Source organism: Undibacterium sp. GW821-FHT07F11, assembly GCF_059418665.1.
This window is the reverse complement of record NZ_JBWKQH010000007.1, coordinates 320,187-334,991: the sequence shown is the minus strand read 5'-3', so window position 1 is coordinate 334,991 and position 14,805 is coordinate 320,187. Positions and strand designations below refer to the sequence as shown.

Genomic DNA, 14,805 nt, shown 5'->3' with positions numbered 1-14,805 from the left:
AGCCAGGGCGGGTGCTCTGGCTTTTTCTTTAAGATTTTGCTTGTCACTGCATATGAGTCTTCCTCGTACAACTAGCTCACATATCTACGATGACAAGACGCTAACCTGAGCGCGGTAAAAGTGCAAGTGCCCGGATGTCATTGTCGCGGCTGTACAGATTCATGAAGCCGCATAAAAATATTGCCGCAGATCAATATATGTCATTTCGCTTGTGCCATGATTGCTTAAACGGGGGCTTACAGGATTGGGCAACGCAAACGTATCTTGATCTTCATCAACTCCCAAAAATAAATCAGGTGTAATTTTTGATAGACCCAGACTTGGCACGCATACAGATTTGATTCAGATTTCTGATGGATTCATTTCCACTCTCGCAACTTCATGTGCATGAAATTTTTGAAAGGCCCAGTCTTATGCGTATCAATCAACCAGTCAGCGGGAATGAAGTTGAAGTCAAGGATGGTCAATCCATCGTTTCTAAAACTGACCTCAAGGGCAATATCGAATATTGCAATCCCACCTTTATCGAAATTAGCGGCTTTGCAGAGCACGAGCTGATAGGTTCGCCGCATAATCTGGTACGCCATCCCGATATGCCGGTGCAAGCCTTTGCTGATCTGTGGGGCTCGATCAAAGAAGGGCGACAATGGGATGGCATGGTCAAGAACCGTTGCAAGAATGGTGACCATTATTGGGTGCGCGCCAATGTAACGCCCGTCATCGAAAAGAATCAGGTAGTTGGTTATATGTCCGTCAGGACCAAGCCCAGCCGTGCCGAGATTGCCGATGCCGAAAAACTCTACCAGCGCATGCGTGAAGACAAGACTGGCAGTATGAAATTGCATCATGGGAAGCTTGTCAGGACAGGCTTCATGGGGCGCTTGCATCGTGCGCTGGAGTTGTCAGGTGTTGCCAAAATTACCTTGGGCATGTTAGCCATCTTTGCTGTCGTCGCCGCTGGCAGCATTGCGCAATTCATGCGCTCAGGTTTTCAAATGCTGGATATGCTGGTCTTGAGCCTTGCAAGCGTGCTGATCGCATGGAACGGCTTTGCTATTCATCGTGCTTACATTAAGCCATTGCAACAAGCCATTCTTGCGGCACGCACCATGGCAGGTGGTGACTTGACTACGCCAGTTCCCAAAGGGGATGATAGTGAGATGGGGCAGTTGATGCAAGCCATGCGGCAAATGAATATCAACCTTGTTTCTATCATTGGTGATGTCCGGACCAATGTCAATTCCATCACTCGTGGCAGCAGGGAAATCGCCGACGGCAATCTCGACTTGTCTAACCGCACAGAAGCTCAGGCTTCCAATCTGGAAGAAACTGCCGCCAGCATGGAAGAGTTTGCATCCACCATCAAACAAAATTCAGACAGCTCCACGCAGGCAAGTCAGCTCGCCGAAGCAGCTTCCAGCGTCGCAAAGCAAGGTGGTGACATGGTCAACAAAGTCGGTACCACCATGCATGAAATCAGCAACTCGGCAAAAAGCATAGAGAACATTATCAGCCTGATCGATGGCATCGCATTCCAGACCAATATACTTGCCCTGAATGCGGCAGTAGAAGCGGCGCGTGCAGGCGAACAGGGGCGCGGCTTTGCAGTTGTCGCCAGCGAGGTGCGCAATCTTGCCCAGCGTTCTGCCGGAGCAGCAAAAGAGATCAAGACACTCATTGGCGATTCCATGAGCAAAGTTGGTGCTGGCAATAAACTGGTTGAAGAAACAACCAGAATCATGTCGCAACTTGTGACATCTGTGCAGAGTGTGGCCGGTCTTATTCATGAAATCAGCAATGCCAGCCGTGAACAGAGCGACGGTGTAGAGCAAATGAACCAGGCCATTACCCAGATGGACGAACTGACCCAAAAAAATGCCGCTATGGTCGAAGAAGCCGCCGCATCCGCCAATAGCCTGGCTGAAGAGACCAGGCATTTGCAACAGGCGATCAGTGTCTTCAAGCTCAATGATACCGGCTTGTCAAGTCGTCAGGGAAGTGCTGCCAATATCATTCCTGCAAGCAGAAACAAGGAGGGCAAGGCAGTGAGTGGCAGGATCAGGCAACTGCAGTTGCGCGCAGCCTGAAATTGAAAGGGGATGCGGTATTGAGCAGACGGATTACTTGAGCGACTTCGACGATGTGGCCGGAGACTTAGATGCTATCGATTGAATGTATCTAAAAATCTGTCGGGAATGAAAATGGTCTGGTAAAAAAAATCAACCTCCAACATCAGGTCTCATCTGCTACCCAACTCACACCCCATACTTGGCAAACAGCGCCTTTGCCTCTGCCGCTTTGCTTTTGTCAATACTGCGCAATGCGAATTCCCCAAATGTCTCATCTTCATAGGTCGGTACAACAGCACCCATTTCCAGCAAAGCGTTGATGTTATTGAGGTGGCCGCCGAGGGCGGCTTTGAATAGTGGGTATTCTTGCTCACCATGTTCTATCTGAGCGAGAGCAAAGCGCGTACCTAGTTTGCCCAGTTTGCGCAATAGTTTGTTGCTGCCGTTAAAGCCTGCCAGATAGACGGCGATGACGTCCAGGGCAGGGGAATGGTGGGCGACAGCGTCGATAATCATTGCATAGAAATCGAGGTCCACGTTGTCGCCGCTGTTGAATATGAAGGGTGTTTCAAACAACAAGACTTCGCGCGGGAAAGCATCATCGAACTGGTCGGTTTTTACGACGCTCAACCAGTCGATTTTCTTGATGCTGTCCAGCCATTGCAGCATTTCCAGTGCCTGGCTGTAGATGGCTTTGCGCACAGCAATGTCGTAATCGGCTTCAATGAAATGCACCTTGAGTGTATCCAGGTCGCCGTGGCTGGCTGCTTCAATGATGATTTCTTCATGCGATAGTTCATCATAGAACCCTGCTGGTGCTATCGATTGTGCGCCGAGCTGGCGGAAATATTTTGCACCCGCCATATTCAGTTGCTGGTAATACGCTTCCCACAAGGGGCTGCCATCTTCACCTACCGGATTGAGCTTGGCGGCACATTGCTCTGCCACATAACGGGCGGCGTCTATGCTGCCTGGTTTGCTTGAACACAGCACGGCGTGCAAGACAGTGTGTCCACTGCTGTCGGCCTGGTAGGGATCAAAACCCAATTCAAAAAAAGCTTGCAATACGGCGGTGCTGCCCATGGTGGCAACAAATGTGAAGAGAGGTGTCTCTTCGCGGATCAGGCGGTTCTCAGGGAAGGCACCGCGTGTGATCAGGGCCAGCACGAGTTCGCTGGACGGCACGTCATCGACCAGTGCCAGCAGGTGTTCTTCTTCAAAGACTATTCTGCTCAGGTCTATCTGGTCAAGCAGGTTCAGGGCTTTTTTGAAGTTGTATTTGCCTATGGAACGGGTGAATTCAAGATTCACATCGGGGATGACCAGACCTTCAAATTCTTTGTCAAATTCCTTGATTTTCTTGATGCGTTTGCCTGCGGCGTAGCGTTCGGTTTCATTATACTCATCTGCCCGCACACGCAACTTGAGCAAGTGCGCGCCTGCAGCAAAAATTGCCTTGATGATTTCTTCGTATTCATCCCGTGTGCCAGAATAAAATTCGATATTGATGACATTGCGAAACTGTTTGAAGGCGTCGATGGAAAATTCAAAATAATCTGCGGGGATGGCTGGTGAAAGCTGTAAGCGCGCCAGTGATTTGTTGAGTGTCCATGCATCTGCTTTCAGATGCGGCTCTATGGTGGTAAAAAAGTGGCTTGCTGCAGTTTCTTCTTTGAACAGGATGTCAGCGCTCAGGTATTTCATGGAAGGTCCAGATGAGTGTGGTTTGCAGTTGTGAACAGAAGAAATAGAAGACTATGGAAGATCTTCTAGCACATGTCAATTTTCTATCGTTTTAACTTTAACCCGCATCTTGTATGGAAGCAATACACAAAACTGACAAGTACATTTGCAAGAGGGTGACAAGATGTCAAGTACCTGGCGTGAGGCCAGCGTATGCCTGCGCATATCTGGTCTATATTGAGAGCCCGTGCAAAGTACTTTGATGGTGCAAATTCGTCCGTGCGCACGCAATCAGGCAAGAGTTCCTTCCGGTCAGACCCCAACTGCATCTGAGTATGCACCAAAGACCAGCATTTCTGCCGAATTGACTGGTACAAAAATTGCTGGCTATAAATATTCCCATTGCATATCTGGAAGTATTTCACGCCATGCATGAATCCATCTCTCTATCCCATGCTTTATTCTTGCCAGAATATGTAGAACACTGCCGCACACCTGAACTGCGTGCCTTGCTTGTGCAAACAGCAAGTATGGATGCGGTCGAGCAGGCGGCAGCTTTTGGACGGTGGTGGTATCACGCTGCTAGTGATGAGATTGTGTTTTCCATGGTTGCGGCGAATATGCTGGGTGTGGCGTCTGGCTGGCATGCCGCGCTGGGAGCCGGGTTTACCAAAGTGCTCATGGATGACTTGTTGCAACTGCATGCCATGCTGCACAATGCGGCTGCCGGGCGGGTACAGATAGAGTATGAGTTCCGTATTTTCAATGAAGGCAGCGGACTGCGCTGGTTGCGTCTGCAATCCCTGCCGCCAGCGCAAGTGCCTGAGTCTGGTGCATCTGGCATTTGCGAAGGCATCCTGACAGATATTACGACAGCCAAGCACGCAGCCATGCGTGAGCGCCTGAGTTTTGAAACAACCAGATTGTTTGTCGGAGCGGATTCCATCGGAGTCGCCGTCACCAAGGTCATACAACTGGTATGTGAGAACCTGGGCTGGGATTGGGGCGCGTATTGGACTGTTGAGACAGATACGCTTGAGGATAGTCAACTGAAGCTGCAAAATTATTGGCATGCTCAGCAAGAGACATTGAGTTTGTTCACGCAAGAAAGCCAGGCCCTGCAAGTGCGCCCGGGTACTGGTTTGGTAGGGCAGGTGTGGCAGCAGGGCGAGCCACGCTGGGTCGAAAACATGAACAGCGATGAAGATTTTTTACGCAATAAAAGCGCGGCCCTGTGCCAGTTGCGTTCTGGCTATATCTTCCCGGTGGCGTATATCACCGATGAAGGTGATCGTCATTGCCCCGGTGTGCTGGAATTTTATAGCCGCCTGACACGTCAGAGCGAAGCGCAATTACCGACCCTGTCGGCCACCATAGGCGCACTGATCGCGCAAACGGCGCAAAGGCTGGAGCAGCAAGAAACTATACGCCAGTTGGCGCAAATCGATGGCCTGACTGAGCTGGCCAACCGCAGCCATTTTTATCAGATACTGGATGCCGCCTGTAAAAGAAGCGCCGCCAATGGCACGGTATTTGGCTTGATTTTTATTGACCTTGATCGCTTCAAACCTGTCAATGATGCCTTTGGTCATGAAGCTGGCAATGTGGTCTTGCGCGGCTTTTCGCAACGAGTGCTGGCACTGTCTATACCTGGCAAACTGGTCGGGAGGCTGGGCGGTGATGAGTTTGCGATACTGTACCAACCCGATGGCTCCGGCATGCCATTTATTGAACAGCTTGATAGCCTGGTCAAGCAAGTGCTGCATGCTGCGCAATTACCTTTCATGTTCAATGGCCATGAAATTACCGTCTCGGCCAGCATAGGTATCAGCATCTATCCTGAAAACGGCTTGACCGGCCCTGAGCTATTGCGTGGCGCAGATACTGCCATGTACCGCATCAAAAAAAATGGCCGCAATGCCATGAGCTATTTTTCCAGCAGCACCTCGTATACGCTGGCGGTGCAACAATCTGACCTGGCCCAGCGCCTGACCATGGAAGCCGAATTGCATCAGGCCATTACGGATGAAGGCTTGTATCTCGAATACCAGCCCATCTTCGCTGGCAACGGCCAGATCCATGCGATAGAGGCCCTGATACGCTGGCGTCGCGCCAATGGTGACATCGTGCGGCCTGATGTCTTCATCCCTATTGCCGAAGAAAGCCGCCTCATCATCCAGATTGGTAACTGGGTCGTGCACCGCGCATGCCACGACCTGGCACATTTGCACCGTTGCGGTTTTGAGAACCTGAAAGTGCATGTCAACATGGCCGCCTCTGAATTCACCTCCAGCAGCTTGCCGGATGAATTGCGCGCCATCGTCGACAAATCCGGCATCAAGCCCCATCACCTTTGCCTGGAGCTGACAGAAAGCATGCTCATGCACCAGCCCGACCATGTCATCCCCATCATGAGCATGCTGCGGCGGCTGGGCTTTGGCATCAGCCTTGACGATTTTGGCATGGGCTATTCCTCACTCGCCCACTTAAAAAACCTGCCCATCTCATCAATGAAGATAGACCGCTCCTTCATCAAGGGCCTGCCACAACAAAGCGAAGACCGCGCCATCGTCCGCACCATCATAGAACTGGGCCGTAACCTGCGCCTGAATGTCATTGCAGAAGGCGTAGAAACCGACAACCAGCTTGCCTTCTTGCGGCAGTTTGGGGATACGCTAATACAGGGTTTTGTGCTGAGCCGCCCCAAGCCTGTCGACGAGTTGATAAGGGTGTATGGGAGGGGACTGGAGTTGCCGTTGTTGGGCAATGCCTAGTGGGTATTCTCAAACACAGTTTGCAGGCGACTATCTAATTTTGCCTGCGCTTATGGTTACATAAGTCTGGGCAAACTGTGCCATCTACTTATTTGGATGCCCTCTCTATCGTCATTCCTGCGCAGGCAGGAATCCATTGTATTCAAAGCCATGCGCTCGAACATTGTGAACATGGTGTACGCCGCATTAACGTCAGATAGAACTCTGCTAATCGTATCCGTGCGCCCTACGACCGGGCCTTTGCTAACTGCAGCTGTGAACATGGCAATAGCAACTTGCATGGTGCACCCTGCAAGTTGCTGGTTATTCCATGTAACCGGACTTTGCGCAGATGGGTCCCAGCCTGCGCTGGGATGACCTTGAATTGGGTTAGGGTCATCTCAATTTTTTTGAATTTTAAATCAGTAACGAATATAGACAATGTCAGAATTGGCTGGCCCGGTTCGCCTGCATCCATCCAGCTTATTCACATTTGCTTACACTAATATTTGTTTAATATATTTATTTTACTATACTGATCTCCAGCTGCCAGTATCACGCGCAGCGACTGCCCCGATAACATCTTCCATCAACTGCTCTCTAACATCGGGGGAGGCTCTTCCTTAGTCAACAGCATTAGCATTAGCAGCATCGACAGTTCAGATATTCACCTAATTTTATTCGGAGACAATATGAATTCATTCAAACTTATTTTGATGTCCGTTGCAATTTCAGTGTTTCAAATCAGTACGGCCTATGCGGGGAATATTTCCCTACGCGTCGCTTACAGCGATGGCAGGCAGGGTACGAGCTTTACGCCGGTTCATGCCGAGCTTGGCGAATTTGCCCTCACGCCCAGTTTGGCAGACGGTGGCCAAAGTGAAAAATGGCGTGTCATCGCCAAAAATGCACAAGGGACGGTCATCCATGAAGTGCTGGTGCGTAACGCCCAGCAGCGACATGTTGAAGTATTCGACCCCAGGACCGGTGCCATTGACGTGTCACAGCAAGTCAGACAAGCCGACGGTGTCTTTGAGGTTTCCATGCCTTTTGATGAGAAGATCGCCAGTATAGAAATCCAGCAGCAAGCCGCAGGCGATGCACGTATGGCGCTGCCACCGCCGCAGCCAGTGGTATTTGGCCGCTCCTCACTGGAGAAAATCCTGCGTAGCAGCCAGGTAGAACGCATGCAGGCCCCGCCACCTGCCGCGACTGCCACCACCATCATCAATAACGGCCCGGCCAATGCGCGCATGGATATTGTCTTTGTCGGTGACGGCTACACGGCTGCCGAGATGAGTAAATGGCACACTGACGCGCAGAAAGTCATTGATGGCTTCATGAACGACCCCTTGTTTGCAGCCAACCGGGCCAGCATGAACGTGCACCGCGTCGATATCGCCAGCAATCAATCGGGAGTGGACGAGCCGGACAGAGGCATCTACCGCGACACCGCCATGGATGGCAACTTCTATTGCTATAACATTGATCGCCTGCTCTGCGTTAACTCGACCAAGGTCTACAACATCGTTGGTTCGGTACTGGCACCTGACCAGCGCGATGTCATCGTGGTGGTGTCCAACTCCACCCGCTATGGCGGTTCTGGTGGCGAGATAGCGACCTTGTCCATGCATGCCCAGTCAGTGGAAATTGCCCTGCATGAGATAGGCCACACCGCCTTTGCCCTGGCTGACGAATATGACTATGGCACCTGCAGCCTGAGCGCTGAGCCGACCTCAGGTGATGTATCACTGAACGGCACGCGCAATGTCAAATGGGGTGGATTGATCTCGTCTGCCACTGCGGTACCAACTGGCCTGGGGCAGTATCCCAACGGGACGGTAGGCACATTCCAGGGAGCGCAATATTGCAAGACCGGGAAATACCGCCCTACAGAAAATTCGCGCATGCGCACGCTTGGCTATCCATGGCACGCAGTCAACGAAGGCCTGGCCAGGACAGTGTTTGCTTCGTACACACCAACGGGCGGCCCAGTCACCCAGACCGGCAACCTGGCCAACGGCGCCACGGCCAATGCGCCCAGTGCATCACCTGGCTATGTCCAGGCAGGCAATGGCACCTATAGCGTACAGTTGAGCGGCCCGGCAGGCACCGACTTTGACCTTTACCTGTATAAATATTCGGGCAGCGCCTGGGTCAAGGTAGCCAGCAGCGAAGGCAGTTCATCGACCGAATCTATCAGCTATGCAGGCGCGACGGGCTATTACTATGTGCAGGTCAAATCGTATTCTGGCAGTGGGAATTACACGGTGACTTACACCTTCCCACCCAAGTAGTGGCTATGCGGGCGTTTTGCGCTTTTGTCGGGCAAAGCGCCTGTTCTGGATTGAAGTGGGAGTACCGTGAGCAGTGTGTAGGGCGCGTTGGGTTTGTTATGGATCGCGTACCGTCGGCGGGATAAAAACGAGAGTCATGGCAGCCAAGCTATCCCATCACCTTTGGCCAGCTAAACCTGAACGCCGCCCCGCGTGGCTGGTTGGCGGCAAGGCTGATGCCGCCGCCGAGTGACTCTATGGTTTTCTTGATGACAGCCAGGCCCATGCCGCTGCCTTCTACTTCGTCGCGGGGGCGCAGGGTCTGGAACATGGCGAACACGCGTTCGTAATGTTCGGGGGCGATGCCGGGGCCGTCGTCGGCGACTTCGAAGAGGTAATATTGTTCGTCAGGGGAAGGGAGTGAACGCACGATGATGTGGCCGCTGGCTTTGTCATGGTGTTTGATGGCATTGTTGATGAGGTTGCGCAAGACCAGTTCAAGGGCCACCTTGTGGGTATGGTCTTTGGGGAAAGTCCCTTGCAACTCCAGCGCAAACGAGGGATTGTTGCAGCACAGCTCAAAGACATCGCGCACCATCTCGGCAAAGTCTATGCATTCTGTGCCACCACCCAGGTTGTCGGCGCGGAAGTAGAGCAATAAATCATCGAGCAGTTTTTCCATGCGGCTGATGCGCACGCGCATAAGGTGCAGGTGTTCGGTGGTTTCTTCATTGATCTGGCCTTCCAGGTCTTCAGTGATCCAGGTGGCCAACTGGTTGACGCCCCGTAGTGGCGCTTTTAAATCATGCGAAGCGACATAGGCAAAATCTTTCAGTTCCTGATTGCGGCGCGAGAGTTCGTCGGTAAAGCGTTTGCGTTCCGACATATCGACTATGGCCGACAGGGTCTTGACACCATCAGCAGTGTCGATGGGATTGAGGCCCACTTCAACCGGGAATTCTGTACCGTCCTTGCGCAGGGCATACAGCTCACTGGCCTTGGCAATGGTAGCTGCTTCTTGCTGGGCAAAGTAAGTGGCAGGCAGGCCGGGATTTTGTTCACGAAAACGTTCGGGCACCAGCATGTCCAGTGGCTGGCCCATGAGTTCTGTGCGGGTATAGCCAAACAATTGTTCGGCGCGGCCATTCACCATTTCTATCAGGCCATTGCTGCCCACCAGTATCATGGCATTGGGGGCGGCATTCACGACCTGGCGAAAATGTCTTTCGCTTTGCGTCAGGCGGGCAGCCATTTTGTAGCCATTGCTGAAGTCGCGTGCGCTCAGCGACAGACCAAAGATATTGCCGCTGGCATCGCGTATGGCTGAGATGGTCAGTGACACCGGTATCTCGCTGCCATCGGCACGCCTGCCCATGGTTTCGAACTGACCTATGGCACTGTTTTGCTGCAGCAGCTGTGTCAGGGCGACATGATCAGGTAATTGCCCGGCAGGGAAGAGCGATTCAAACGGCTGGCCAAAAATAACATCATGTGCATGCCCGAACAAGGTGCTGGCGGCATGGTTCCAACTGATGATGCGGCCATTCAGGTCACTGCCTATGATGGCATCGTCGGATGAGTTAACGATGGCGGCTAATAATGAAAGCGGCGCATCGTGGTTGCCGGTATCTGTGCTGGTATCTGTGCCGGTATTTGCGTTGGTATTGGCCATAATCTTAAAGCGCCTCTGCCGTATTGCGTGGCCAGGTGAATTTGAACATGGCACCGCGTGGCTGGTTGGCGCTCAGCTTGATGTTGCCACCCAATGATTCTATGGTTTTTTTGATGATGGCCAGGCCCATGCCGCTGCCTTCGACTTCATCACGCGGGCGCAGGGTCTGAAACATGGCGAAGACGCGGTCATTGTGTTCAGCCGCGATGCCGGGGCCATCGTCACAGACCGCAAATTCCAGCCACTGTTCATTCGGGATGGAGTGGATCGCGATGCAGCCGCGTTTGGTATCGTGATGTTTGATGGCATTGCTGATGAGATTGCGGAACACCAGTTCCAGCGGCACCTTGTGGGTATGGCAGCGCGGGAAATCGCCTTGCAATTCCAGGCTGAAAGACTGGTCAGGGCAGCACAGGTCAAACACATCGCGTACCAGGTCGGCAAAGTCGATGTGCTCTACCGTGCCACCCAGTTGCCCGGCGCGGAAGTAGAGCAGCAAATCATCCAGCAGCCTTTCCATGCGTTTGATGCGTACGCGCATCAGGCGCAGGTGTTCATTGGTGTCGTCATCGATCTTGCCAGCGAGGTCTTCTGTCAGCCAGGTAGCCAGTTGATCAACGCCTCGTAAAGGCGACTTGAGATCATGCGAGGCGACATAGGCAAAATTGTTCAATTCCTGGTTGCGCCTCGACAGCTCATCGGTGAAGCGTTTGCGTTCCGAGATATCGACAATGGCAGACAGCACTTTCAAGCCATCGGCAGTTTGTATGGGGTTGAGACCAATTTCAATCTGGAATTCGCTGCCGTCCTTGCGCAAGCCAAACAGGTCGCGGCCTGTGCCCATGGCGCGGGTGCTGGGGCTGGAAAAATAGCCGGTGCGCAAGCCAGGATGCTGTGGCCGGAAGCGGGCAGGGATGAGTACTTCCATAGGCTGGCCCAGCAATTCTGCCCGCTGGTAACCAAACAGGTGCTCGGTTTGGGCATTGACCATTTCTATCATGCCACGGCTGTCTATCATGACCATGGCATTGGGCGCGGCTTCCACCACGAGGCGGAAGCGTTCTTCCTGGCGCTTGCGTTCGCTGATATCGACAATGGCGGACAAGACCTTGAGGCCGTCGGCAGTTTCTATCGGGTTCAGGCCTATCTCTACCGGGAATTCTGTACCGTCCTTGCGTAAGCCAAACAGGTCGCGGCCAGAACCCATGGTACGACTGCTGGGGTGGGCAAAAAAATGTGTGCGCAAACCGGGGTGATGGGCACGGAAGCGTGCCGGTATCAATACTTCCATAGGCTGGCCCAGCAATTCTTCGCGCTCATAGCCAAAGATTTCTTCGGTCTGGGCATTCACCATTTCTATCATGCCCTGGCTGTCTATCATCACCATGGCATTCGGCGCTGCTTCCACCACGAGACGGAAGCGTTCTTCCAGGCGCTTGCGTTCGCTGATATCAACAATGGAAGACAAGACTTTGAGACCATCCGCAGTTTCTATCGGGTTCAGGCCTATCTCCACCGGGAATTCTGTACCATCCTTGCGCAAGCCAAACAGGTCACGTCCTGTGCCCATGCTGCGGCTGCTGGGTTGAGAAAAAAAATGCGTGCGTAATCCGGGATGGTGGTGGCGAAAGCGCTCAGGTATCAAAATTTCCATGGGTTGGCCCAGTAATTCTTCGCGTTCATAGCCAAAGATTTCTTCAGTCTGGGTGTTCACCATTTCTATCATGCCCTGGTTGTCTATCATCACCATGGCATTCGGCGCGGCTTCCACCACGAGACGGAAGCGTTCTTCCTGGCGCTTGCGTTCAGTGATGTCAACGATGGCAGACAAGACCTTGATGCCATCAGCTGTTTCTATCGGGTTCAGGCCTATCTCTACCGGGAATTCTGTGCCATCCTTGCGCAGCCCATACAGCTCACGCCCCTGGCCCATGACGCGGCTGACAGGGTTGGCAAAATAACCGGTGCGCAGACTGGGGTGATGGCGCTGGAAGCGTGACGGGATTAAAATTTCCAGAGGCTTGCCGAGCAGTTCTGTGCGGGTATAACCAAAGATGGTTTCGGTCTGCGAATTCACCATTTCGATGAGGCCGCGACGGTCTATCATCACCATGGCGTTCGGTGCGGCATCCACCACCTGGCGGAAATGGCGTTCGCTTTGCGTCAGACGGGCAGCCATGCGGTAACCGACGCTAAAGTCACGCGCAATCAGCGACAGGCCGATGATATTGTCGCCCTCGTCACGCATGGCAGAAATGGTCAATGCTACTGGTAACTCAGTCCCATCCTGACAGCGCCGCATGGTTTCAAAATGGCCTATCGAAGCGCCTTGCTGCATGAGCTTGATCAGCGAGAGATGGTCAGGTAATTGTCCGGCGGGGAAGAGGCTGGCAAAAGGGCGCTGGTAGATCGCCGTGGCGCTATAACCAAACAGGATTTCTGCCGCATGGTTCCAGCTCAGGATATTGCCGCAGAGGTCGCTGCCTATGATTGCATCGTCAGACGAATTGACAATGGCAGCCAGCAGAGCATGCTGTTCATTCACGTAATCTGACTGGTGATTGCTATCTGCTTCATTGCGGTCCGATGGGGTCATGGCGGAAGCTTCCGGTCAGGTAGCGATCTTCAAATTCACTCGATGGAATAGGGCGTGAGTACAAAAAGCCCTGCAAAAGTTCACAACCACGTTCAGCACAAAACAGTGCCTGTCGCTCAGTCTCTACACCCTCGGCCACCAGCGACAATTCCATGGTCTGGGCAAAGGCGATCATGGCAGACAGCAGCCGTTCTTGTGACTCACCCTTGCCGACACCGGCGACAAAACTCTGGTCTATCTTCAGCACATGGATAGGGAATAACTTCAAATGCCCGAAGGATGAATAGCCAGTACCAAAATCATCCAGCGACAGTTTGACCCCGCGCCCCACCAGCTTGTGCAAGATCGCGGCAACATGGCTGGGGTCACGGATCAGGGCATTCTCGGTGATCTCAAGCTCCAGATAACGCGGGTCCAGGCCACTGGTACGCAAGGCTTCATCCACGGTATAGATCAGGTTGTCACCCTGCAATTGTATGGCTGATACATTCACCGCCATCGTCAGGTCTTGTGCATGCAAGAACGGCAGCGAACGCCATTCCTGCAACTGCGCGCAGGCCGTGCGCATGACCCACTGGTCTATTTCAAACATCAGGCCCAGTTCTTCAGCCATGGGCAGGAAGATGCCCGGCGTCAGCACACCCTCTACCGGGTGGTGCCAGCGCAGCAGCGCCTCCATGCCACCTATGCTGCCATCGAAAGGATTGATCTTGGCCTGGTAATACACTTGCAGTTGTTCATTGCGCAGGGCATGGCGTAAATCACGTTCCAGGTACATGCGATGGCGCACGGCCTGGTGCAACTGGTCAGAATAAAAATGGCTCTGGTTGCGGCCTTCCTGCTTGGCGCGGTACATGGCAATGTCGGCACACTTCATGAGTTCAGTCGCATCGTTGGCGCAAGAACCAAACACGGCAATGCCTATGCTCATGGTCACGTGCCATTCAAGGCCATCCAGCACGATGGGTTTCTTGAATGCCTCGACCACGCGGGTGGCCAGCAAGATAGCCTGGTCAACCCTGTCCATATCCTGCACCAGCACCACAAACTCATCACCACCCAGGCGCGCCAGCAAGTCGCTGCCGCGCGTGGTGGTGCCCAGGCGGCGTGCTACCTTGATGAGCAACTGGTCACCAATCGCATGGCCATAGGTGTCATTCACATTCTTGAAGCGGTCAAGATCAAGCAGCAGCACCGCCATCTTGCCATGCAGGTTCTCACGCTTGGCACGGCTGACGGCAAAGGCCAGCGCCCGTTCAAAATCATAGCGGTTGGCCAGGCCAGTGAGGGCATCATGTTCGGCCAGCTCGCGCAACTGGTTATAACTGCGGCTGAGTTCAGATTCGAGCTTGTGGCGGTGGCGTGCCTGGTGCACGGCGCGCATCAGGCGGCGGGCATTGACTTCTTCTTTCAGCAAAAAATCTTGCGCACCGGCTTCTATGGCTTGCTCGGCCAGGCTCACATCTTCCTGGTGCGTCAGCATGATGATGGCAGTGTGATGGGTTTTATCCAGGCGCAGGCTTTTTAATACTTCAATGCCGTCACGGTCAGGCAGGCGATAATCGAGCAGGATAACGTCGAACAGGGTCTCCTTGGCTTTCAGCAAACCATCCAGGGCATTATTGGCTTCAACGATTTTTACGCTGACAGAAACCTGTTTCAGCGCACGGATAACATTGCGCCTGTCGATTTCATCATCGTCAATGATGAGGATATCAAGGGTAGAGGTTTGTGGGGGAGCGGTCAGCATCATGAT

At 53.1% G+C, this 14,805-nt stretch carries 7 protein-coding genes; 3 read left to right on the top strand and 4 right to left on the bottom strand.

Translation table 11 applies throughout. The annotated features are described in order from the left end of the window. The first annotated feature begins 413 nt into the window (after nt 1–413). A complete protein-coding gene (locus tag AC07OI_RS19345; RefSeq protein ID WP_495258363.1) occupies nt 414–2,087 on the top strand; it encodes a methyl-accepting chemotaxis protein in 1,674 nt (557 codons plus the stop codon). Nucleotides 2,088–2,255: 168 nt separating this feature from the next. On the opposite strand, the gene AC07OI_RS19340 is transcribed toward AC07OI_RS19345, so the two are convergent. Continuing rightward, nucleotides 2,256–3,773, bottom strand: a complete 1,518-nt coding sequence (locus AC07OI_RS19340; protein WP_495258362.1) for a hypothetical protein — start codon at nt 3,771–3,773, stop codon at nt 2,256–2,258. A gap of 407 nt (nt 3,774–4,180) precedes the next feature. Here AC07OI_RS19340 and AC07OI_RS19335 point away from each other — a divergent pair, with 407 nt between their 5' ends. Beyond that, nucleotides 4,181–6,526: a putative bifunctional diguanylate cyclase/phosphodiesterase gene (locus tag AC07OI_RS19335; RefSeq protein ID WP_495258361.1), complete on the top strand. Its 2,346-nt coding sequence runs from the start codon at nt 4,181–4,183 to the stop codon at nt 6,524–6,526. 671 nt (nt 6,527–7,197) lie between these two features. After that, nucleotides 7,198–8,802, top strand: a complete 1,605-nt coding sequence (locus tag AC07OI_RS19330; RefSeq protein ID WP_495258360.1) for a M64 family metallopeptidase — start codon at nt 7,198–7,200, stop codon at nt 8,800–8,802. Nucleotides 8,803–8,950: 148 nt separating this feature from the next. On the opposite strand, the gene AC07OI_RS19325 is transcribed toward AC07OI_RS19330, so the two are convergent. Genes AC07OI_RS19325 through AC07OI_RS19315 form a run of 3 tightly spaced genes read right to left on the bottom strand, consistent with a single transcriptional unit; the run spans nt 8,951 to nt 14,802 of the window. Continuing rightward, entirely contained in the window at nt 8,951–10,453 is a 1,503-nt protein-coding gene (locus AC07OI_RS19325) for a sensor histidine kinase (protein ID WP_495258359.1), read from the bottom strand. Between the two features lie 4 nt (nt 10,454–10,457). Next, the gene (locus AC07OI_RS19320; protein WP_495258357.1) at nt 10,458–13,049 is read right to left on the bottom strand and encodes a PAS domain S-box protein; all 2,592 of its coding nucleotides are present in this window, start codon (nt 13,047–13,049) and stop codon (nt 10,458–10,460) included. Continuing rightward, entirely contained in the window at nt 13,027–14,802 is a 1,776-nt protein-coding gene (locus tag AC07OI_RS19315) for a GGDEF/EAL domain-containing response regulator (protein WP_492701253.1), read from the bottom strand. Before AC07OI_RS19315 ends, AC07OI_RS19320 begins: the two co-directional genes overlap by 23 nt. Nucleotides 14,803–14,805: the final 3 nt, after the last annotated feature.